At 56.3% G+C, this 22,500-nt stretch carries 18 protein-coding genes (1 of these 18 only partly in view); 10 read left to right on the top strand and 8 right to left on the bottom strand.

Features of this window, described 5'->3' with window-relative positions; genetic code table 11:
* The 3 genes in view from pheT to pheS are tightly spaced (at most 24 nt apart) and all read right to left on the bottom strand, a layout consistent with a single transcriptional unit that may run on beyond the window.
* A protein-coding gene (pheT, locus tag DC3_RS27465) for a phenylalanine--tRNA ligase subunit beta (protein ID WP_146891533.1) crosses the window boundary here: on the bottom strand, positions 1-1,932 show its 5' portion. Its footprint begins 447 nt before the window's first position; the window shows 1,932 of its 2,379 coding nt (coding positions 1-1,932); it begins with the start codon at positions 1,930-1,932; its stop codon lies beyond the left edge, outside the window.
* A gap of 24 nt (positions 1,933-1,956) precedes the next feature.
* Complete coding sequence (locus tag DC3_RS27460) at positions 1,957-3,276, bottom strand: polysaccharide deacetylase family protein (RefSeq protein ID WP_146891530.1); 1,320 nt, start codon at positions 3,274-3,276, stop codon at positions 1,957-1,959.
* Entirely contained in the window at positions 3,273-4,292 is a 1,020-nt protein-coding gene (gene pheS, locus DC3_RS27455) for a phenylalanine--tRNA ligase subunit alpha (RefSeq protein ID WP_146891527.1), read from the bottom strand. The genes DC3_RS27460 and pheS overlap by 4 nt, the downstream gene beginning before the upstream one ends.
* 314 nt (positions 4,293-4,606) lie before the next feature.
* Between pheS and DC3_RS29455 the strand changes: the two genes are divergently transcribed.
* A complete protein-coding gene (locus DC3_RS29455) occupies positions 4,607-4,756 on the top strand; it encodes a hypothetical protein (protein WP_186816306.1) in 150 nt (49 codons plus the stop codon).
* Between the two features lie 64 nt (positions 4,757-4,820).
* Here DC3_RS29455 and DC3_RS27450 read toward each other — a convergent pair whose 3' ends face one another.
* Positions 4,821-6,308 (bottom strand): S8 family peptidase, encoded by a 1,488-nt coding sequence (locus DC3_RS27450; RefSeq protein ID WP_186816305.1) that lies wholly within the window; start codon positions 6,306-6,308, stop codon positions 4,821-4,823.
* A gap of 27 nt (positions 6,309-6,335) precedes the next feature.
* Positions 6,336-7,877 carry an AfsR/SARP family transcriptional regulator gene (locus tag DC3_RS27445; RefSeq protein WP_146891521.1) on the bottom strand — a complete coding sequence of 514 codons (1,542 nt, stop codon included), beginning with the start codon at positions 7,875-7,877 and terminating at the stop codon, positions 6,336-6,338.
* Positions 7,878-8,160: 283 nt separating this feature from the next.
* Here DC3_RS27445 and DC3_RS27440 point away from each other — a divergent pair, with 283 nt between their 5' ends.
* The 3 genes from DC3_RS27440 to ppdK all read left to right on the top strand — a co-directional run bounded on the left by DC3_RS27440 (position 8,161) and on the right by ppdK (position 13,253).
* Positions 8,161-9,039: a M12 family metallopeptidase gene (locus DC3_RS27440; RefSeq protein ID WP_146891518.1), complete on the top strand. Its 879-nt coding sequence runs from the start codon at positions 8,161-8,163 to the stop codon at positions 9,037-9,039.
* A 189-nt stretch (positions 9,040-9,228) separates the two neighbouring features.
* Complete coding sequence (locus tag DC3_RS27435) at positions 9,229-10,275, top strand: nitric oxide synthase oxygenase (protein WP_222594843.1); 1,047 nt, start codon at positions 9,229-9,231, stop codon at positions 10,273-10,275.
* Between the two features lie 338 nt (positions 10,276-10,613).
* Positions 10,614-13,253 carry a pyruvate, phosphate dikinase gene (gene ppdK, locus DC3_RS27430; protein ID WP_146891512.1) on the top strand — a complete coding sequence of 880 codons (2,640 nt, stop codon included), beginning with the start codon at positions 10,614-10,616 and terminating at the stop codon, positions 13,251-13,253.
* 41 nt (positions 13,254-13,294) lie between these two features.
* Here ppdK and DC3_RS27425 read toward each other — a convergent pair whose 3' ends face one another.
* Positions 13,295-14,173: an acyltransferase gene (locus DC3_RS27425; RefSeq protein WP_186816304.1), complete on the bottom strand. Its 879-nt coding sequence runs from the start codon at positions 14,171-14,173 to the stop codon at positions 13,295-13,297.
* 229 nt (positions 14,174-14,402) lie between these two features.
* Between DC3_RS27425 and DC3_RS29450 the strand changes: the two genes are divergently transcribed.
* Positions 14,403-14,786 carry a hypothetical protein gene (locus DC3_RS29450; protein WP_186816303.1) on the top strand — a complete coding sequence of 128 codons (384 nt, stop codon included), beginning with the start codon at positions 14,403-14,405 and terminating at the stop codon, positions 14,784-14,786.
* A gap of 7 nt (positions 14,787-14,793) precedes the next feature.
* Here DC3_RS29450 and DC3_RS27420 read toward each other — a convergent pair whose 3' ends face one another.
* Positions 14,794-15,960 carry a M24 family metallopeptidase gene (locus tag DC3_RS27420; RefSeq protein ID WP_146891509.1) on the bottom strand — a complete coding sequence of 389 codons (1,167 nt, stop codon included), beginning with the start codon at positions 15,958-15,960 and terminating at the stop codon, positions 14,794-14,796.
* 168 nt (positions 15,961-16,128) lie between these two features.
* Here DC3_RS27420 and DC3_RS27415 point away from each other — a divergent pair, with 168 nt between their 5' ends.
* The 5 genes from DC3_RS27415 (at position 16,129) to DC3_RS27395 (ending at position 21,645) form a co-directional block, all read left to right on the top strand.
* Positions 16,129-16,512 carry a HesB/IscA family protein gene (locus DC3_RS27415; protein WP_146891505.1) on the top strand — a complete coding sequence of 128 codons (384 nt, stop codon included), beginning with the start codon at positions 16,129-16,131 and terminating at the stop codon, positions 16,510-16,512.
* 444 nt (positions 16,513-16,956) lie between these two features.
* Positions 16,957-18,696 (top strand): ABC transporter substrate-binding protein, encoded by a 1,740-nt coding sequence (locus DC3_RS27410; RefSeq protein ID WP_246130832.1) that lies wholly within the window; start codon positions 16,957-16,959, stop codon positions 18,694-18,696.
* 78 nt (positions 18,697-18,774) lie between these two features.
* Positions 18,775-19,758 carry an ABC transporter permease gene (locus DC3_RS27405; RefSeq protein WP_146891502.1) on the top strand — a complete coding sequence of 328 codons (984 nt, stop codon included), beginning with the start codon at positions 18,775-18,777 and terminating at the stop codon, positions 19,756-19,758.
* Positions 19,759-19,766: 8 nt separating this feature from the next.
* Positions 19,767-20,912 carry an ABC transporter permease gene (locus DC3_RS27400; RefSeq protein WP_246130830.1) on the top strand — a complete coding sequence of 382 codons (1,146 nt, stop codon included), beginning with the start codon at positions 19,767-19,769 and terminating at the stop codon, positions 20,910-20,912.
* A 70-nt stretch (positions 20,913-20,982) separates the two neighbouring features.
* Positions 20,983-21,645 carry a PrsW family intramembrane metalloprotease gene (locus DC3_RS27395; protein ID WP_186816302.1) on the top strand — a complete coding sequence of 221 codons (663 nt, stop codon included), beginning with the start codon at positions 20,983-20,985 and terminating at the stop codon, positions 21,643-21,645.
* Here DC3_RS27395 and moaD read toward each other — a convergent pair.
* Positions 21,642-22,325: a molybdopterin converting factor subunit 1 gene (gene moaD / locus DC3_RS27390; protein WP_146891496.1), complete on the bottom strand. Its 684-nt coding sequence runs from the start codon at positions 22,323-22,325 to the stop codon at positions 21,642-21,644. The two genes, DC3_RS27395 and moaD, sit on opposite strands and share 4 nt — an antisense overlap.
* Positions 22,326-22,500 lie beyond the last annotated feature (175 nt).

Raw genomic sequence — 22,500 nt, 5'->3', positions numbered from 1 at the left:
CAGGTATTCGGGGGCATTCTCTTTGACGGCTTTCAGCTGGAAGTCTGCTCCGAGGGTGGCAGCAACACCCTCCAGCAGGGCCTTGAAGGTGTAGAAGTCGCTTGCAATGCCTTTCTGCCAGTTGCCTGTGGCCAGCGGTCCACGCATCAGGGCACCAAGGCGCTCGGTCTCACCCTCTTTCGGGAAGATGTGTCCCACTTCGAAGATCAGGAGTCGGGCCTCGTCCTTGTTGGTCTGGGCGACTTTCAAGAGGCTGGGGTACAGGGCCGTGCGCATGTGGGTGCGGTCAGAGGTGAGGGGGTTTCGCAGTTCCACCACAGGCTCGGGAGCGCGGGCCGCTTTTGCCTCTTCCAGGTTGGTGAAGGTGTAGGTCACCACCTCCTGGAAGCCCAGGCCAGAGAAGACCTGCTTCACTTCGCGGCGCAGGCGGCTTTCCCGGTCTGCCCCGATGTTGTCCTCGTTCACCTGGAGGGTGGGGAGGGTTTCGTTCAGCTTGTCGTAGCCGTAGATGCGGGCAATTTCCTCGATGGCATCTTCTGGGATCAGCATGTCGATGCGCCACGATGGTGGGGTGATCCGCAGGGTGTTCCCATCCAGGGTCACTTTTGCCCCGAGTTTTTCCATTGCCTGACCCATGGTCTCGTTGTCGATGTCCAGGCCCAGCAGTCTGCGGGCGTAATCAGCATCCAGCAGGATGTCCTGAATGGGTTCACGGTGGTCCACGATGGTGGCCCCATCATGCACGGTGGCTCCGGTCACGTCCCTGAGCAGTTCTGCAATGCGGTTTGCGGCCCACAGGGGAAGGCTGGGGTCCACACCACGCTCATAACGGTACACAGCGTCGGTCTTCAGGCCCAGACGGGTGGAGGTGCGGCGCAAACGCACGGGGTCGAAGTGCGCTGCCTCAATGACCACATCGCTGGTGTCATCCACCACGCGGCCCAGGTGCCCCCCCATGATTCCTGCAATTCCAATGACCTGCCCTTCGCCGTTGCGAATGACAGCATCCTGGCCTTCGACCAGCTCATGGTCTGCTCCATCGAGGGCTTTTGCAGTCTCGTTGCCAGAGTAATTCACCATGATCTCTTTGCCAGGCAGGTCACGGGCATCATAGAAAGCAGTGGGCTGTCCCAGTTCCAGCATCACGTAATTGCTGATGTCCACAATGGCATTGATGGGACGCATGCCAGAGAGCATCAGGCGACGCTGCAGCCACAGAGGGCTGGGACCGTTCTGGGCACCGCTGACCGTTCGGGCCACGAAGTGGTCACAGCCCAGACGGGGTTTGTTCTCGGGATCTTTGTGCAGGATGGTTTTCTCCTGGGTGACGGTCAGTTTGACTTCGCCTGCCCCCTGGGGCTCCAGACCCTTGCTGGGCAGCACCAGTTCCAGGTTCAGATAGGCGGCGAGGTCACGGGCCACCCCGAGCACGCTCAGGGCATCGGCGCGGTTGGGGGTGACCTCCACATCCAGCACTTCATCTGCAGCCCAGAGGTCCTTCAGTTCCACACCGGGACGGGCCGTGCCCAGAGGGAGCAGCAGCAGGCCACTGGCCCCTTCACCGATCCCGAGTTCTCTGGCACTCGCACACATGCCCCAGGAGTCAATCCCTTGCATCTTGCGAATGCCGTAAGTGACCTCTCCAAGGGTGACCCCAGGGGCAACCACAGCCACACCCACCCCTGCACGGGCGTTGGGAGCTCCGGTCACGATGGTCTGCTCCTCGCCCACATTCACGGTCAGTTTGTGAAGCTGGGTGCCTTCCATGGGCTCACAGGTGAGGACCTCGCCGTAAAGCACTCCGGCAGGAGGGGCAGGAACATCCACGATTTCTTCGACAGGCAGGCCAAGCTGGGCCAGCAGGGGTTCAAGTTCATGGGCAGTCGGAACGGCAGGAAGCAGTTCTTTCAGCCAGCTGTAAGGAATTTTCATGGGCTCACCTTCTGTAGCGTGCGCTCACCAGAGCGCCGAGAATGAGACTTTTGCGGTGGTTCGGAAATCGCTGGAGACTTTGAATTTGAAGCTGCCCAGGAAGGCACTTCCGCCCACCATCCACTTCTGGTGGTCATAGTCCAGATTGATGCGGAAGGGACGGCCTTCTCCCTCGGTGAAAGGCAGGGCGTATTCTGCAGATCCCATCAGTCCGTCCTTGCTGCCATAACTGGTCTTCAGGCGCAGGTAGGGAAGGGGAAGGAGCTCCGCCCCAAACCCGTAATCTGCCGTCGAAGGCATGTAGTAGCCGTAGGCTTCACCGTAATCGAGCAGGTTGGCACTGGCACCGAGCACAACCCCACCGTTGCCGTAACCCACCCCGAGGGTGATGGGTTCAAGGTGGTAACTGGCGGTGATTTCGTTGTAGCTCTGGATGCCCCGGTGCAGGTCAGCCTGGACGCTGAAATCATGGGAGCGGTACTTGAGGGTGTGTTGCCTCTGTCCCCAGCCGACATCCAGGTGGTATTCCATGTCTCCCAGCAGGGTGTAGGGGGCAGGGTTGAGGCTGGAATCCCGGGTGTTGACAGGTGTACCCAGTTGCCAGTCTGCCAGGGGAAGCAACATGAAGAGGGCCGTGTGGTCCAGCCCGGTCTGGGCCCTGAACGGCAGGATGCCCATGTCATCCAGCGGGCTGCTGAAAGGTCGGTAATACGCCAGTTCATCGGTGGAGTTGGAATTCAGGCCAAACAGGGTCCCGAAACCGCAACCGTACACCTCTGCAGTGATTTTGCGGATGCGGGCGTCATGCAACCCGTATGGATAGGCCACACAGGGAACAGGGGTTCCCAGATTTGCTTCCAGGGTGTCTTTGCTTTTTTGCAGCTCTGCACGAATCTCAGCTGGAGGAAGGTCGATCAGACGGGCGTGGCTGGCTGTATGAGACTGGATTTCCCATCCTGCTGCCTGCATCTCCTTCAGTTGCTCCCAGGTCACAAAGCCCTCGGTGCCCACTTTTTCGGTGATCACAAAGAAGGTGGCTGGAATGCCCAGTTCTTTCAATGCAGGAAACGCCTGGGTGTACACATCTTCATACCCATCGTCGATGGTGACGATCACACAGCGCCCGGTGCAGCTTTTCACCTGAGAGGCCAGAATAAAGCTGTATCCCTGGTCTTTGAGTTCCAGCACCTGCTTCTGAAGTGCCTCTGGAGACAGCCCCAGGGTCAGTCCGCCTGAAACCCCGATGCGGTGGTAGACCAGCACAAAGCTTTCTGCCTGGGCTGAAAGGCTGCCCAGAGACAGGGTGGCCAGGGCGGCCATCAGGGCTTTTTTGAGCTTGATCACTGCAGTTCACCCTTGAATTGCCCCAGCACCCGCAGGTCGTTCGCGTAGAAGTAACGGATGTCGGGCATGCCGTATTTCAGCATGGCAATGCGCTCTGGACCGAGACCGAAAGCGAATCCGGTTTTGCCCTCATACATGCGGGGCAGGCCACGCTGTTCCCGCAGGTCATCGACAGCCTTGAAAACGTTGGGGTGGACCATCCCGCAGCCCCCGAGTTCCAGCCATTTGCTCTCGCCTCTGGGGTTCTCCCACCACACGGCGAAGTCTGCACCAGGCTCCACGAAGGGGTAGAAACTGGGCTGGAAGCGCACTTTTGCCTTCGGACCAAACAGACCCCGGGCCAGTTCTGCGATGGTGCCTTTCAGGTCGGCCATGGAGATGTTGTCTCCCACCACCAGACCTTCAAGCTGATGGAACATGCTCTCGTGGGTGGCATCGGTGGCCTCATAGCGGTACACCTTGCCGGGAACCACGATCTTCAGGGGAGCACTGTGCTCCAGCATGTAGCGGATCTGCATGGGGCTGGTGTGGGTGCGCAGCAGGCGGCCATCTTTCAGCCAGAAGGTGTCCCACAGGTCACGGGCAGGGTGGTACCAGGGGATGTTGAGGTGCTGGAAGTTGTAGGCGTCATCTTCCATCTCATTGCCTTCCACCACGTTGTAGCCCATGCGGGTGAAGATGTCCGACAGGTCATCGAGAATGCGGGTGATGATGTGCAGGCCCCCACTGGGCAGGGACAGGGCAGGCAGGGTCACATCGATGGCCTCACTGGCGAGCTTGGCCTGCAGGGCTGCTTCTTTGAGCTCGGCCTCGCGGGCAGAGATCAGGCCGTCGATCTCCTGCTTCAGAAGATTGATCTCCTGGCCTTTGACTTTGCGCTCTTCGGGGCTCAGGGCACCCAGGCTTTTGAGCTGTCTGGTGACCTCACCGTTCTTGCCCAGGTAATGGGTTTTCACGGTTTGCAGGGCTTCCAGGTTTCCTGCTTGCTGAATCTGTGTTCTGGCTTCTTGCAGCATGGTTCTCCTCACATGAAAAAAGCCGCTCGCACCATGAAAATGCGAGCGGCGGTAGCTTCTTCTCTAGGCTACGGACCGCTCAGGGCAGCAAAAAACGGCGAACGTCTTTGCCTGCTTTGAAGAGGGAGAGCGGTCAACATCATGCTTTACTCTAGGGGGAATGCCAGAGAGAGTCAAGAACGGCGGTCACCTGCAACCTGAATGAACCCATATACAGCACATGCCAGTTCTTTTTGAATCAGGAAACCCCCCTATTTTTTATGGGTTTTCTCCTGAATATACTGAGTCAGCTCAATCGAAAGGAGAATATATCCATGAAAAACCTCAAGAAAATCGTGCTGGCCCTTTCCATTTTCGGTGTTGCTGCAGGTGCATTTGGTTTCGCAACCCTCAAGTCCGAACCCACGCAGGAGGCAAGTTGCCCTTACAGCAACCCCACCTGCAGAATCATTCCCACTGCTTGATCTTTGCTGAAACTTGAAAGCCTGCCCTTCAAAGGGCAGGCTTTTTGATTTGTTGTCTGGTGAATCAGGGAGCAACACTCATGTCCAGAATGCCCGTTCCATAACCACTGACCCATCCAGAGGGAACACGGGCTTTTGCTTTCATGTCCTTGACGATTTCTGCAGGAGACCAGCTGGGGTTCTTCTGACGCCACAGGGCCATTGCACCAGCGACCATCGGGGTGGAGAAACTGGTTCCAGCGTAGCTGCTGAAGCTGCCCTGCAGGTTCTGCAGGCGGAAGGTGAAAGGTGCAGCAATGCTGTTGTAGTTGGCGCGGGTGGCGTCTGCAGCAGGGGTGTTGCCGTTGACACCAGAGACAGAAACCATGCCCAGAACTTTGGGTGCAAAGCCTGCAGGGTACTGGGGAATGTTGCCTTTCTGGCCCTGGTTGCCACCAGCAACAGCAATCAGGGTGCCATAACTGTTGGCTTCCTTGAAGAGGTCGGCAAACAGATTGACTGGCGTTTCGCTGCCCAGACTCAGGTTCAGGACCAGTCGATTGCGGTCCACAGCGTTCTTAAGTGCCCAGCATGTCCCGATAAAGACCTTTTCCATGTCGCATTTGCCGTCTTTATCACAGACCCGAACCGCACGAATTTTTGCACCTTGAGCCACCCCCTGAGTCTTGCCTGCTGCAAGCATTGCCACCTGTGTTCCATGTCCATTTGAAGTCCCTGTTCCAATGAATTCATCTGCGGGGTTGTCATCAACAGCCACAAAATCACGCCCGGGAAGGAGGGTGGTGCCAGAAATGGCATTGACTCCTGTGTCCAGAATGGCTATTTCCACGCCTGCACCATTGAGATTCCTGGAGAAAGCCGCGGGAGCGCCAACAGCGATCAGGTGTGCAGGATAAGCAGAAGTGGCTTCAACTCCGGGCAGTGTTTTGGGGTCCACATGTCCTTCTGCTTCCGGGAAACCCTGTTGCAGGGTGCTGATGCTTTCACCTGCAGGGCGTCCAGTGTTCACCACCACCATGGTTCCAGAGCACAGGCTTCCGGTGCCGAGGTCTGCTCCCTGCTGTGCGAGATTGATGATCTGGTAATTGGTGTAACCCAGTTGACTCAGGCGGGTGATGATGGTGGAAGCACTGACGTAACCTGGCAGCAGCATCATGTACTGCCCATTGGTGTCGTATCCAGCCACGTTCAGACCAGAGAGGTAATAATTTCCGGCGTAATAGACGTACACATTCCACTGGCCTCCTCTGAGGGACCGTGGAATGGTGATTTTCAGTTTTCCAGACCCAATAAATGTTGCTGTGGAGGTGAGTTGCAAACTGGTGTTCAATTGGTTTTGATAAATGACATATGCAGTGCCTGTGGTGGGTGTGGTGGCATTGATGGTGCCCGTCAGGGTTTCATTGGGGCTCGCCCATGTTGAGGAGAGCTTCAGAGGCAAAATGGCCTGAGGGTTCACCTGGGCAATCTCTGCGGGAGCCTCTTTCACAGGAGCAACCTGAGCCCCACAACTTGCGAGCAGTACACCAAAAATCATCCACCAGTGTTTCATGTTCCATCGACCGTCCTTCTTCATGCCTTAATTCTCGTTGATTGCCCCTGAACGCTCCATGAACGCTTTCAGGGTGTCCCGGTAATCATTTGCCCACTCTGTGTGGCCTGCCTGCTCCAGCAGCAAAATGGCCTCTTCAAGGGCCACAGGGCTGTCTTCCAGTTCGGAAATGTTGGCAAGCACAAAGGCTGCCGAGAGGACTTCTCCCGCTTTGCGTGCAAACCTCAGGGCATTGTCATAAGCCAGTTTGGCCTGCGTTTTGTTGCCCTGTTCATGGTAGATCTTTCCAAGGTTGTTCCATGCCCTGAGTGCAGTGTCCAGGCTTTGAATCTCGGAAGCCAGATCTGCAGATTGTTGAAAACTCTGAAGGGCTTCATCAAGGAGTCCAGCTTTTTCCTTGACCCATCCAAAATTCAGCAACACCCGGGCATACTGGCGGGCATTGCCCTCAGCCACTGCCAGTACTTCAGCAAAGGACTGATTGATGTCCTGGCCCAGCAGAACTTGAGTGACAGCCAGGTTGCTCATGACGCCAATTGAACGGTCCCGATCCGGCAGGGTGGACCACAGGGCAGAGGACCTTCTGAAGTACTTCTCAGCCGTTTCATAGTCTCCTGATGAACTTGCCAGATGTCCCAGGGTGTTCAGGCCCTCAGCACGCGCTTCAGAGCCAGACATCAGGGCTTCTTCGGCAGCGTTTCTGGCTTTTTCAGGCTGTCCCAGCCTCCAGAACAATGAACTTTTCAGTCCCAGATGTTCTGGATTGTCTGGCAATGTGTTGAACATCCGCATGGCTTCCCGGTAATTGCCACTGCGCTCCAGGGCTTTCGTTCTCAGCAAGGTGATTTCTTCATCTGCAGGAAGGTCCTTGAGAACCTCAAGAACTTTCTGCGGCAAACCCTGTTCCAGAAAACCAATGGCTTGTTGCACAGAGGTTTCCCGCATGCTCCCTACAGTCTGGAGCTGTACCCCATAGTCTGAGGCTTCTTCTGCAACTTTGGCCGCCAGAGGGTTCTGGCCTCCGAGCAGCAGGCGGTGCAGTCGCATCAGGTCCTGCACTTCTGCAGGGGGAGCTCCGACAGGTTTGTAGGCCATTTCAGCCCACTTCGCTGCTTCTTTCAGGTTGCCCCGGCTGCTTTCCTGCTCTGCGCATTCCAGGAAGGCGCTGCGGATGGCCACAGCGAGGCGTTCACGGGTGGAGAACACCCATTCTTCAAGTTCCTCCCCCAGATCGGTCAGGGTTGCGCCATCCATGAATGCACCCTGGTAAAGGGCGCGTGCTGCAGCAAAGTCATGCTGGCTCAGGAACCTCAGGAGTTCCTGGGCATCGCACTGCACTTCTGTGCCTGCCTCATGTTCATTGGCGTAAATCACACCGAGTTTGCGGAGTTTGGTGAGGGCCACAGCCAGGGAATTCATGGGGTCACTGGCCTCAGGCCAGAAGAGTTCTGCGAGGTGCCGCCTGGGTTTTTTCCCTTCTATGGCGAGGTATGCCACCAGGAGGAGGGGTTTTTCACGGTGGAACTTGACGCCCGTGATCTGAAGTTTCCCTAGTGTCCGCAAGTGCATTTCCCTCAGGATAGTGCATCCATGAACACTTCGGGGTGACCGTGAACAGTTCAGTTACAACCATGAAGATGATGTGGATGAAAATTTTGCGTGTTGAACGATGAATGAACGTTTTTGATCTGGCGTGAAAGCCGTTCATGCTTCGTTCAGGGCTGCTTCATGGGGGGTCTTCTATGCTCTATTCATCAGACGGGACGAACCCCCACAGAGGGCCCTCCAGAACAGCATCACTCCCTCCAGCGGTTCACCGCGAGATCAGAAACCCACTTTCAAGGAGCTCAACATGAACAGCAAAAACCTCATCGCAGCAGGAATCCTCGGCAGCCTCATTCTCGCCTCTTGCGGAACCACCCCCGCCCAGAACCAGGAAATGTCCGTCAAGAGCCACACCTTCAGCAACGGTGAAACCTTCTCTTACACTGAGTACGACGGCATCGTGAAAACCGACGACGATGTGATCGTGGCCAACAGCGACGAGCTCTCTGGCCTCTTCCAGAAGTACGAGGCTTACCTCAGTACGCCCGAAGTGGACAAGAACGGGGTCGGCATCACCAAGTACTGTTCTTTCGAATTCATCACCTGCTGGAGCTACACCGACAACCGCTGGCCCTCTGGCAAGATCTACTACTCTTATGACGGCACCCTGACCAGCACCCAGAAGAACAACATCCTGACCGCCATCACCGACTGGAACAGCCGCGTGAGCGATGTGAAGTGGTACTACAGCCCCGCTGCGGGTGACCGTGTGGTCTTCACCAAGGAAACCGATCCCAATGCCTGCGGAAGCAGCAGCATCGGCAAAAAAGGTGGCGCACAGCAACTCAGGCTCAGCTGCTTCAGCAAAGGTGTGATCCAGCACGAGATGGGCCACGCAGCAGGTCTGCTGCACGAGCAGAGCCGCTGTGACCGGGACAGCTTTGTCACCATCCTGTGGGCCAACATCAAGAGCGGTTACTCTGGCAACTTCAACAAGGCCTGCGGTGAAGCCTACAAGGATTACGGCAGCTACAACTACAACAGCGTGATGCACTACGGGGCCAAGGCCTTCAGCTCCAACGGCGGTTACACCATCGTGCCCAAGAACGGCGTCTCTGTGAACACCATCGGACAGCGTGAAGCCCTGCACGCCGGGGATGTCAGCGCCCTGAACCAGATGTACTGAGCCCACTCCCTCCAGCCTGATTCCTCCATCTGACCCACCGATTCAAGTTTGATTCTCCTCCAGCCATTCGTCTCCACTTCAAGGAGTGTGCAACCCCCGGGTGACCCCCGGGGGAATTTTTGTGTGCTGGGCTTGTGTTTCATGAAGCTTCGGGACAAATCTCCTTTCTGGAAAGAAAACAATGAAACGGTGCTGACTGCCGTTCATCCTGACACCCTGGCGTTTTTGCGCCTGTACCACCTGGAAAACCATCTTCCGGGTCTGGAAGCCCGTCTTGCAGAAGTGGAACGCCTGGGGCATTTTGAGCCTTCTGCAGCAGAGCTGCTTTATGCAGCGAAAGTGGCCTGGCGCAACAGTGTCAGGTGTGTGGGACGCAATTACTGGCAATACCTGCACCTGCAGGATGGCCGTCACCTGTCCACACCCCGGCAGGTGTTTGATGCACTGGTTCAGCACCTGCTTTTTGCAACCCATGGAGGAAACATCCGCCCGACCATCACGGTGTTCCGGCCCGGGGTGAGGGTGCACAATGACCAGTTGATCCGTTATGCAGGGTATGGAGATGGTCTGGGAGATCCAAGAAACCGGCAGCTCACTGACCACTTGATCCAGCTGGGCTGGACCCCTCCAGAGCACCGAACCCCTTTTGATGTGCTGCCTCTGGCCCTCGAGGTTCCTGGGTGTGCAGTCCAGCTGTTTGAACTTCCACGGGAGGCTGTGCTGGAGGTGGAGATTGTGCATCCCACCTTGCCCTGGTTCAGGGAACTGGGCCTGAAGTGGCATGCTGTTCCGGCCATCAGTTCGATGGTGTTCTCTGCTGGAGGGATCGAGTACAGCTGTGCCCCTTTCAATGGCTGGTATGTGGAGACAGAGATTGCTGCCCGCAATTTTGGAGATGTGGACAGATACAACCTGCTGCCTGAGGTGGCGACCCGCATGGGGCTGAACACCCGCAGGCACCGCAACCTGTGGAAGGACCGGGCCCTGGTCGAACTGCATGAGGCCGTGCTTTATTCTTTTGAGCGTGCTGGAGTGAAGGTCACCGATCACCACACGGTGGCAGAGCATTTTGAGCGTTTCTGTGCCAGAGAGAAGCAGGCAGGTCGGGAAGTGAAGGCCCGCTGGAGCTGGATTGTGCCTCCCATTTCGGGTTCCACCAGTCCCCAGTTTCACCAGAGTTATGACGATGCCGAGCTGAAACCCGGGTTTGAACCCGGAAAATGCCCGTTTCACTGAGCCTTCCGGGTTGAACAGGGTGCTGTGGTGGGTGTTTACCCAAGACTTTATTGTCTATACCACTTAAACTGAGTATAAAAAAGACATCTGGAACCCATGGGTTCTGCGAACCAGAGGCGTTTTTTGACAGCATTCCTGATGGTTTACCATTCTGAATAAATGTCTGTCAGACAATAACCCCTGCTGTAAACCATGCCTTTCAAAACTTCCTCTCTGGCAGGGGCATCTGTGGGCTGGAAAATGGTTTACCGATGTGCAGTGGAAATGATCTGGAATAAACCATCTAGAGTAAACCTATCTAAAGTCCATACACAAACCGCTCTGGGAGGTAGGAAAGCATGAAACACGTATACACTTTTTCTGAAGCGCAAGGTCTCGGCAAAGACCAGCTGGGAGGCAAAGGGGCAGGTCTGGCTGCCATGACCGCTCTGGGGTTGCCGGTGCCCCCCGGATTCACCGTGACCACCGATGCCTGCCGCTCGTACTACATGCACCGCCAGACCCCGGTGAACCTCTGGCAGGACGTGCAAGACGCCCTGCAGCAACTGGAGCACCAGACAGGCAAACAGTTTGGCAACCCAGAGCGTCCCCTGCTGCTCAGTGTCCGCTCGGGAGCCCGTTTCAGCATGCCCGGCATGATGGACACCATCCTCAACCTTGGCCTGACCGATGAGGTTGTCGCAGGACTCGCCACCCTGACCGGAGATGCCCGCTTTGCCCAGGACGCCTACCGCAGGCTGATCCAGATGTTCGGAGATGTGGTGGTGGGCATTCCCAGACACCACTTTGAAACCGCCCTGGAAGACCTGAAAGCCTCCAGAGAGGTGCACAGTGATCTGGGCCTCACCGCAGAGGACCTGACCGAACTGGTCGCCACCTACAAGCGCATTTTCAAACGGCATGCAGGATTTGAATTCCCCCAGAGTCCCCAGTTCCAGCTGCAGGAAGCCATTCTGGCGGTCTTCAAATCCTGGGGCAACAGACGGGCCGCAACCTACCGAAAACTGCACCACATTCCCGATGATCTGGGTACTGCCGCCAACGTGCAGGTGATGGTCTTCGGAAACCTGGGCGAGACTTCAGGCACTGGGGTGGGCTTCACCCGCAACCCCAACTCGGGCCAGAAAGAGATTTTTGGAGAGTTCCTGCTGAACGCCCAGGGAGAAGATGTGGTGGCCGGCATCCGCACCCCTCTGCCCCTCTCTGATCTGAAAAAACACCTCCCAGAAGTGTATGAGCAACTGATGACCACTGCTCAACTGCTTGAAGACCATTTCAGGGACATGCAGGACTTCGAATTCACCATTGAAGATGGCAAACTCTACATGCTGCAGACCCGTGCAGGAAAACGGTCTGCACGGGCCGCCTTCAGAATTGCCCGGGATCTGGTTCAGGAAGGCCGCATCACCCGGGAAGAGGCCGTGACCAGAATCGAACTGGATGCCCTGGAACAGCTGCTCTACCCCCAGCCGGTTCCCGGACATGGCAAAACGCCCCTCCTCAAAGCACTGCCTGCCAGCCCTGGAGCGGCTGTGGGTGTGGTGGTCTTCAGTGCAGATGAGGCTGTTGAAGTGGCAAAAGAACAGCCCTGCATCCTGGTCACGCTGGAAACCAGTCCAGAGGACATTCACGGCATGGCATCCGCTCAAGGCATCCTGACCGCCAGAGGGGGCATGACCTCTCATGCTGCTGTGGTGGCCCGTGGGATGGGCTGTCCTGCGGTGGTGGGGGCAGATGAGCTGCGGGTGGACCGGGAAGCAGGCCTGATGAAGGTGCGTGGACAGGTGATCCGGGCAGGGGAGACCATCACCCTGAATGGCTCCACCGGAGAAATCTTCCTGGGAGAACTTCCCTTGCAGGAAGGCGAAGTTCAAGAAGAGGTCTTTGAACTCCTCTGCTGGGCAGATGGCATCCGGCAGCTAGAAGTGCGGGCCAACGCCGACACCCCCCAGGATGCAGAACGTGCCCGGAACAACGGTGCCCAGGGCATCGGTCTTTGCCGCACAGAGCACATGTTCTTCTCCGAGGAGCGCATTCCGCTGGTTCGCAAAATGATTCTGGCCCCCACCCCCCAGGAGGAACTGGAAGCCCTGCGGGACCTGCAGGACCTGCAACGCCTGGATTTTGAGGGCATTCTGCTTGCCATGGATGGTCTCCCTGTCACAGTGCGCCTGATGGACCCCCCGCTGCATGAATTCCTGCCACAGTTGCCTGAACTTCTGGTGCGCGTGACCCAGCTTTCACAGCAGGAGCGCTCAGAGACAGAGGAACTTGAATTTCAGGAGTCCAGCCAGCTTCTCGAACGGGTCCGTGAACTGCATGAAGTGAATCCCATGATGGGGCTCAGAGGGGCACGTCTGGGCATCACCCGGCCCAGCATCATCTGCATGCAGGTGCACGCCCTCGCACGGGCCACCCGTGACCTGCTGTCCCGGGGCAAGCGCCCACGTCCAGAGATCATGATTCCCCTGACGGGAACAGGGGAAGAAATGGCTTATGTGCGGCACATCGTGGAGGAGGTTCTGGCCAGCCATGACCTGCACCTGCCCATCGGCAGCATGATCGAGGTGCCCAGGGCCTGCCTGGTGGGCGGACAGCTTGCCAGCAATGCTGACTTCCTGAGTTTCGGCACCAATGACCTGACCCAGATGACCTACGGCTACTCCCGTGACGATGCTGCCCGCTTTCTGGGCACTTACGTGGAAAAGGGCATCTTGCAGTTCGACCCCTTCACCCGCCTGGATGAAGATGGGGTGGGTTCCCTGATCCGCCTCGCGGTGCAGGATGCCCGCCGCAAGGCCCCCCACATCAAACTCGGGGTGTGTGGAGAACACGGAGGAGAGAAACACTCCATCGCCTTCTTCCACCAGGTGGGGCTGGATTACGTCAGTTGCAGTCCCTTCCGCCTGCTGTCTGCCCGCCTTGCGGCTGCCCACGCGGCGTTAAAAAGCTGGAAGGAAGAACCCGTTCTGGCCTGAGTCATCTCAAAAGAAAGACCCTGAAAGTTCAGGGTCTTTTTTCAGCTTTCCAGTTCTCCAGGCTTGCGGGTTTGCGCTGGGGTGGGATCTGGAAAGTCAGGGTTGGCTTTGCGGGCTTCTGGCTCAGGATGGATGCGGGCATCCACCTGATGGTTCTGTTGCCCCTCTCGCATCTTGAACCGGGTGGTGCGGGCAGGCAGGCCCATGGCAATGCCGTGGGGTTCCACCCGGCCACGCACCAGAGCATGGGTGGCAACCAGGGCATCATCACTGATGATGCTGCCTGCCAGGATGGTGCTGTGGTAGGTCAGGCGCACCCCCCTGCCGATGGTGGTCTTTTTGAGGGTGACATCTGGACTGTCAATGACGCTGTGGGTGTGACTGTATATGTTCACGTAATCGCTCACAGAAGCCCCGTCTCCGAGTTCAATGCCTCCAATGTCGTCCAGAAAGGCATACCGGTGGATCACCACACCGTCTCCCACCTCCATGTTGTAGCCCACACTGAATTCCACGTTCTGCCAGCATTTGAAGTTTTTTCCCACCCGTTTAAAGATGTGTTTCGCAAGCACTGCCCTGAAGGGGAGGGCAAAGGCAGGGTTCTGGCCCACAGGGGAGAGGTCCAGATTTTTCCACAGCCACAGCAGGGGTTTGACCCGCCTGAACTTTTCGGGATCGGTGGCTGCATAGTGCTCTGCTTCAAAAGTGATGTTTCTGGGATCAAGTTGCAAGGCCAGCAGAGGCAGGGTCTTTTCGATTTCTGAATGGCTTCTGCCATAAAGGAATTGTGCCAGCAAATCCCGAACCAGCACGTTGCGGTCTGTGGAGGGATCTTGCAGGTCAAGATCAAGTTTTTCCAGGAAGGCTTGTTGTTGGGACTGGACCTCCTGAGGAAGGTCAGGGGAAATCAACCAGGGCATGGGGCTCCTTATTGCAAACACCATTATTGATAGAATTTGTAAACTATTTGATTCGTTCCATCTGGTTTGAGCAGGTCTTTTCCTCCATTCAAGATGTTTGAGCAGAAAAGATGAAGCAGCTTACCACAAAACGTTTCTGCTTAAAGGAAGAACATGCTCCTTTGAATTCTCAAAAGAATTTCATCCATCTTTCTGAGGGCCAGCTCTACTGTGAAGAAGGAGGACAGCCATGAAATTGCCTGTGACTTTATTGACCCTTTTCTCTATTGCCGGCGCCCAGATGACCCCTGCCCTGCCAGAGGTGAAAGCAGATCTTTCTGCAGTCTGCTGTAGAGAAAAAAATCTGGTCTGGCCGATCCAGAAACAACTGACCTTGCCCGTGCTGCCTGATCTGCAGGCCCGGAAGTTCTCCTTGCAGCAGCGTCCACAGCCTCTGCCCAATTACCGCCCAGGCACTTACCGACCCATCCCCATTCCCACCACTTTCCCAGATGCCAAGCTGGTTCCTCTGAAATTTCCAGCTCTTTCAGAAAAACCATCAGATTCCACAACCACAAAACCCCTGGTCTCAGAAGACACAGGGGCTCAGGGTCAGCAATTGCTGTTCAGGTGAGTGCGGTTCAAATGAAAATCAGGTCCTGCTGCACAGGTGTGGTGACCAGGGCTTCGTCTTCCTGCAAAACCACATTGACTTCACTGCGAATGCCAAAGTTTTTCTCAGGGAGATAGATTCCAGGCTCGATGGTCACAGCAAGATGAGGCAGCAGGGTGCGGGTGTCCCGGGTTTCCAGATCATCCAGATTGGCGGTGGGACCATGCAGCTGCACGCCCAGGCTGTGTCCCAGCCTGTGGGTGAAGGCTTCTGCATAACCTGCTTCTGAGATCAGCTGGCGGGAAGCAAAATCCAGCTCCCATCCCTGCTTTCCGGCTTTGATGTCTCTGAGGGCCAGGTCACGTGCGCCTTTGACAGCTTCCCAGGCTCTCATAAACTCTGCAGAGGGTTCTCCATAAAAGCCCATCCAGGTGACGTCTGCATAAGGTCGGCCTTCTTCCTGCCCCCACAGGTCCAGCAGAATGCAGTCCCCTTTTTGCAGGGTCCGGTTGCCTTCGGGGTTCGGTGCGTAATGAGGATCTCCTGCATGAGCTGCAAAACCCACAATGGGAGGATGGTCAAACTGCAGTCCTCCACGGCGCAGCTCCTCACCGATCACCGACTGCACGGAAAGCTCATCCACCTCCTGCCCCAGTTTGACCCTGGCCCGGATGAATTCAAATGCAGCGTCTTTGGCAGCCATCAATACAGCCACAGCGCGCTGGTGTGAGGCCAGATCTTCTGCAGACCATTTGAAGAAATGTTGCAGCAGGTCGGCACTGCTCACCACTTCAGCACCCAGGGCACGGATGCGTTCAATGGTACCGGCGTCCACACGGCCCACGTAAGGCACACTTCCCATCGGACTGTATTCCATGGCCACTTTCATGCCAGGCTTCACCAGTGCTTCCAGCAGGGGTTGCAGGTCTGCATGTCCTCTGTAGGCCTTCAGGGTCACCTTCCAGTCCTGAGAAAGGGTTTTCCAGGTACCTCCTTCAATGCTGTTGTGCAAGACCGTGATCTCTCCCGCTCTGGGAACCCACACAAAAAACCTGCGGGTCAGGTGGGCTTCTCTGGGAATGCCCAGCACATTGAGGGCCAGGGGATTGAGGCCCTGGAAATCATAAAACAGCCAGCCATCAAGTTGCTGGTCTGCAAGCAACTGTTGAATGTTCTCGAACGCAGGACGGGTCATGGGCCCATTAAAACATGTCCCTCCTTCCCTGCTGCAAGATGTGAAGCCTGATGTGTTTCACCTGCCCTCTTCATGCCCACTTCGCCGTCACCTTCAGAGTCACTTGAATGATGGACAGGGAGTGGTGCTGTTCACAGTTGAAAAGCGTGGGGGTGCTACTCTGGAAACATGAGCACGACCATCCAGGCCATCAGCATTTCAGAAACAGGCGCCCTCAAAGCGCAGGAAATTCTTGAGCGCAGCAACAAACCCGGTGCAGGCGTTCGGGTGTTCATCAAGAGTGGCGGGTGCAGTGGCTACCAGTACGGCATGGCCATTGATGACCGGGAACTCGAGGGAGACACCATCGTGGTGGACCGTGGCATCAAACTGATCGTGGACCGCATGAGCATCGAACTCTTGCAGGGTTCACAGGTGGACTACGTGGAAAACATGATGGGGGGCGGTTTCACCGTCAACAACCCCAACGCCACCAGCAGTTGTGGTTGTGGCCACTCCTTCCGCACCGATGGCAAAAATGCCGAAACGGGCGGCGGTTGCGGCAGCCACTGATCCTTTCCTGCCTTCTCAAGCGGAGACCTGTTCTCCGCTTTTTCATTTGGAGAAGTTTTGCAGGGTGCCCTTGAGGCACCAATCCCACATCTTATCCTGAACTTGCTGTTTCTTACCCATAAGATGGAATTTCCCTGAAAAAATTCAAAAGAAAACCCCCTTCAAAACCCTCAACTTTCAAGAAATCTTTTGCGGTGTTCGGGTGGTTTGTGTGTCCCACACAATAAGCACTTTGTCCCTTGCCAGAACGTGCTCCGTGAGTGTAGCGTTCGAATCCCATCAAGAAATGCTTAAGCGCAGCTGATTGGCAATTTGACATTCCCTACTTCAGCCGTGTTAGAATCGCGGAAGTAGACAACTTTATACTGGCGTCATTTTTAGCGTCAGTATTCACTGCTACAAGGAGGATGTGTGAAGAAGACGATCGTTTTAATGGCAGCGCTGATGTCTACCTCCCTCGCTGCTCCCGTGGTCTGGCCCGCTGACCAGACTGTCAGCAAGCCCAGTGATGTGAAGACCGGCGGTACCCTCCGCCTGACCCAACTGAAGGACTTCGACACCTTCAACCCCTTCACTTTCGATGGTCGCCCTGCAGTGCCTGAGATTCACGACATCACCAGCGCACTGATTGGCCCCAACCCCTACACCTACGAGTACGAGCCTTACATGGCTGACAAGATGACCATCTCCAAAGATGGCCGTACTTTCACGTTCACCCTCCGTCCTGAACTGGAATGGTCCGACGGCAAGCCCATCGTCGCCGATGACTTCCTGAACACCTTCACCATCCACGCTGACGAAAAAGTGGGTTCCCGTCTGTACTCCTACTTCTACGACGGCGACAAGAAGGTCACCTGGAAGAAGCTCGGTGAAAGAAGCTTCTCCATCACCTTCCCCAGCAAGGCTGTGCAGAACCTGGAGACCATCTCCTACTTCTCCCCCCAGCCTTCCCATGTGTTCTGGCCTGTCTACAAGTCCAAAGGTGCTGAAGGCGTCAAAGCCATGTGGGACCTCAAGACCGATCCCAAAGACATCGTGGTTTCCGGTCCCTTCAAGCTGGAGCGTTATGTCCTCGGCGAGCGCGTGACCTTCGCCAAGAACCCTGCTTTCGGCAAGTGGAACAAGGACACCGCTGGCAGAGCCCTGCCCTACATCGACCGCATCCAGTACAACATCGTTCCTGACCAGAACGCTGACCTGGCCCAGTTCCTTGCAGGCAACACGGACCTCTTTGTTCCTGTGAACCGTGACCAGCTGTCCCAGCTTGCAGATGCCAAGAAGGCAGGCAAACTGGACGTTGAAATCATGGCCAACACCGGCCCTGCTGCTTCCTCCGACATGCTGTACTTCAACATGAACAAGTCCAGCGATCCTGTGAAGCAGACCTGGTTCCGTGACAAGCGCTTCCGTCAGGCCATGAGCATGCTGATCAACAAAGAAGCCATCATCGACCAGGTGCTCGGTGGATTCGGCTTCGCTGCCTGGACCAGCGTGTACCCCCTGTACTCCGAGTGGGTTGCCCCCAACGTTGACAAGTACAAGTACAACCCCGCTGGCGCAGTCAAACTGCTGACCCAGATGGGCTTCAAGAAGGGCAAAGATGGCATCCTCGCTGACAGCAAGGGCCGCAAGCTCTCCTTCACCCTGATCACCAACTCTGAAAACATCCGCCGCCAGCAGATTGCTCGCGTCTTCGCCGACGAAGCCAAGAAGGTGGGTGTGGACATCAAGACCAACTTCATCCCCTTCAACCAGCTGCTGGACACTGTTGGACCAGAGTCTGATGCTGCCAAACTGGACCGCAAATTTGATGCTGCCATCAGCGGCATCGGTGGCGGTGGCTTCATCAACCCCGTTGGTGTGGCTTCCATGCTGCAGTGCGGTGGCGACCTGAACAACTACAACTCTTCCAAGAAGTGTGTTGCTCCCTGGGAATCCCAGATGTACAACCTGTACCTCCAGAGCCGCAAGGAGTTCGACACCGCCAAGCGCAAGGCCATCGCCTTCAAGATCCAGCAGCTGCAGGCTGAAAACCTGGGCAACATCTACCTGGTGAGCGTCGGTGCACACTACGCCTGGGACAGCCGCGTTCAGGGCGAGTTCCCCAAGAAGATTGCTACTCCGCTGTGGGCCAGCACTTACTACGGTGTGCGCAACATCGTTCAAACCTGGCTGAGCAAGTAAAAACCCACGTCACTCAATCCACCACTGCGCGAGGGGTTTTGGCCTCGCGCAGTGGTTTTGAAAGGAGAGCAACCACCGATGCTGCAATTTCTGATCAGGCGCTTCTTGCAACTGATCCCCACTTTCGTGCTCGCCACCGTCTTTGTGTACGTCATCATCCAGGCTGCACCCGGCGACTTCCTGACCCAGTTCCGGGAAAATCCATCTGTCACCCCGCAGGCCCTTGAAGCCCTCAAAGCGAAGTTTGGTCTCGACAAGAGCTACCTCGAGCAGTTCTGGCTCTGGTTCACCAACTTCCTCAGAGGGGATTTTGGCATTTCCTTCAGCCACTCCAGCCGTCCTGTGTGGGACCTGGTGGCCCCCCGCATGTGGAACAGCATGATCCTGGTGATCTTCAGTCTGCTCCTCAGCTATGCCATTGCCATTCCTGTGGCCATCTACAGTGCCACCCGTCCTTACAGCTTCCTGGACCGTTTCTTCTCCATCTTCTCCTACTTTGGCCTCGGGATTCCCTCCTTCTTCTTTTCCCTGCTGGCCATCTACGTGCTGCTGATCACCCAGCAGAACTTCGGCTGGGACATGCCCATCAGCGGAAAGTCCAGTTCCAACCTGGTGGACCCCACTCCGGCGCGTTATGCCTGGGATGTGTTCATCCACTCCCTGGTGCCCAGCATCATTCTGGCCCTGCGTTCCATCTCCAGTGAAAGCCGCGTGCTGCGTGCCCAGCTGATGGAAGTGCTCGGTCAGGATTACATGCGGACTGCCCGCGCCAAAGGTCTGGCTTACCAGAAGATCATGTACAAGCATGCTTTCCGCAACGCCATCCTGCCCATCGTGGCTGGTCTTGGTGGTCTGCTCCCTGCTTTCCTCAGTGGTGCAGGCTTTGTGGAAGTGGTGTTCGCGTGGCCCGGTCTCACCCCGCTGCTGCTCGAAGCAGTGCAGACCCAGGACCTGTACGTCCTGATGTCCACCACAGCCCTCACCACCATCCTGTACATCGTGGGCAACATGCTCTCAGACATCCTGCTGGCCGCCGTGGACCCGCGCATCCGGTACAACTGAGGTAGACTATGAGTCAAGTGATGCGGAACACCGAAAAACAAAAAAAGGCTCAGGAGACCTCCCTCAGCCTGTGGCAAATTGCCTGGAAGCAGTTTCTCAAGCACCCCATGGCCCGGGCAGGCATGTGGATTCTGGGTGTGCTGTACCTGATGGCCCTGCTGGCAGGCTTCCTGGCCCCCTACCGTCCAGACGACTATGATTCTGGTGCGAACCGTGTGACCTGGGTTCCACCCGCCAAGATCCACATTGTCGATGAGAATGGGAAACTGACCCGCCCCTTCGTTTACAGCCTGAAACGGGAAACCAACCTGGAAACCTTCCGGGAAGAGTACACCGAAGACAAGACCCAGAAAAACGAGATTCTCTTTTTTGTGCGTCGCCCTGACGCCACCTACAAAATTTTGGGCCTGTTCAAGAGTGACCTCCACCTTTTCGGAGTGACAGGCGATCAGAAGATTTACCTGTGGGGCTCGGACAACCTGGGACGCGACCAGTTCAGCCGCATCATGTACGGCTCAGTCATCAGCCTGACCATCGGCATTCTGGCGACCATCTTCTCTGTGCTGCTGGGCCTGATCATGGGTGGCATCGCCGGTTACTTTGGTGGCTGGGTGGACACGGTGATCATGCGTTTTGTCGAGGTGCTGGCAGCGATTCCCACCCTCTTTTTGCTGTTCACCCTGCGTGCCCTCTTTCCCATCGAGATGGACCCCCTGTTCATCCTTTACGTGATCGTGGCCATTCTGGCTTTTGTGGGCTGGGGCAGCATTGCCCGTGCCGTGCGCAGCCAGCTTTTCCGCACCCGCGAACTGGATTACGTGCAGGCTGCAGTCAGTCTGGGCGCGGGCAGCACCCGCATCATCGGACGCCACATGCTGCCTGACACCCTGAGCTACACCATCGTGATCATCTCCCTGCTGATCCCTGGCTTCATTCTGGAAGAGTCCGGTCTGAGCTTCCTGGGGATCGGTGTGGTGGAACCTTACTCCTCCTGGGGAAGCCTGCTGAAGCTGGCACAGGATGGTGGATTCGAATCCATCACGGGCCGCCCCTGGACCCTGATCCCTGGTGTGTTCATTCTGCTGGCCATCACGGCCTGGCAGTTTGTGGGTGACGGTCTGCGTGATGCTTTCGACCCCAGAAAACGCCACTGAGCACAATTCTCTGCAACACCCCAGACAGCGAAAGCCGCAAGCTTTCGCTGTCTTTGTTATGCTGATCACCATGTGGGCTGGTGTGTCGGTCAGTGTGCTGCAGATCCTGTGGTTTGTCCTGGGGGTCTTGTTGCCCACCTTCTTCTGGTTCTGGTTCTTCTGGAGGCGTGACCCCAAACCTGAACCGGTGCGTCTGTTGATTCGCACTTTTCTTTATGGTGCTTTTGCCTACCTGCCTGCAGCCCTATTTGAACTCAGCATGCAAACGGCCCTGACAGGCATGGCCCTCTACATCTTTATTGCAGTGGTCGAGGAACTGCTCAAATACTTTGCCACCCGCACGGTGGTCAAGGAGCGCGACTTTGATGAATTCATCGATGGCCTGATCTACAGCATGACCGCAGCCCTGGGTTTCGCCTTGATGGAGAACATCTTCTATGGGGTTTCCTTTGGAATGGAAGTTCTGCTGGTCCGGGGCCTCATCACCATGAGCAGCCATGTGCTCTTCACTGCACCGTGGGGTTTTGCCCTGGGATACCAGCGCATGCGCAACCACAACAAATATGCCGTGCCCCTGGGACTGGGCATCGGCATTGTTTTGCACTCTGTTTTCAATGGCATCCAGATTCAATCCCATCCCACCTGGGGTGTGATCGCTCTGGTGATGGCTCTGGTGACCGTGATGTTTCTGGTGGCAGACCGCCTTTACACCACAGCAAGCAAGGAGCCCTAGAGGGTCTCCACGCTGGTGGACCCCTCCACCCACTCTTCACCCGAGGTGGACCGTTCCAGTTTCCAGACCGGCAAACGGACTTTCAGCTGTTCAATCAGAAAGTCACAGGCTTCCAGGGCTGCTCTGCGGTGGGCACTTCCCACGCCCACAATGATGCTCAGTTCGCCGGGATGCACCCGCCCTGTTCGGTGCGCTATATATACGCCACCCAGCTGAAACTGTTCTTTTGCTTCCTGAATGCACTGGCGCATCACCCTGATGGCCATGGGCGCAAAGGCTTCATATTCCAGATATGCAATCTCCACCCCCTTGTTGGGTGAACGCACTGTCCCTGTAAAGAACGCCTGTCCGCCCCATTCTGGCCGGGCCAGGTATTCGAAAGCTTCCGTCAGTTTGAGGGGGCGAGAGGTCACAATGCACTCTTCAAAGTCATTGGGATCATAGGCCCCTCCTGCCACAGGAGGCAGAAAAGCCACCTCGTCGCCCTCTCTGAGCACATGCTCGGGCTTCACATAGTTCTCGTTCACAGCAGCCATGCAGCCCTTTAAATCAATGCTGTACCGCTCCTGCAAAAGATCTGCCAGTGCCCTGACCGTGGAATCTGCAGGGGCAGAAAAGCTGAGTTCATCAACGCCCATTTCTCTTTTCAGACGCGCAAAAAACAGGATTCTCAAACGCATGTCTCAGCCTAGCACAGCCTGAAATCTCCAAAAGGGACCCACGAACCACAGAATCTGTATAGACAAATTCTTGATGATGCAATCACATTGGGTGAAATTTCGCCGTTCAGGACGCTGGATTACTGGGATGATCAAAAGGTTGGTTTTGAGGTGTTGACACATCGGGGCATCCGTA

Source organism: Deinococcus cellulosilyticus NBRC 106333 = KACC 11606 (genome assembly GCF_007990775.1).
GTDB classification, from domain to species: Bacteria; Deinococcota; Deinococci; order Deinococcales; family Deinococcaceae; genus Deinococcus_C; species Deinococcus_C cellulosilyticus.
Note: the sequence above shows the minus strand (reverse complement) of the source record. Positions and strands in the feature narration are given on the sequence as shown.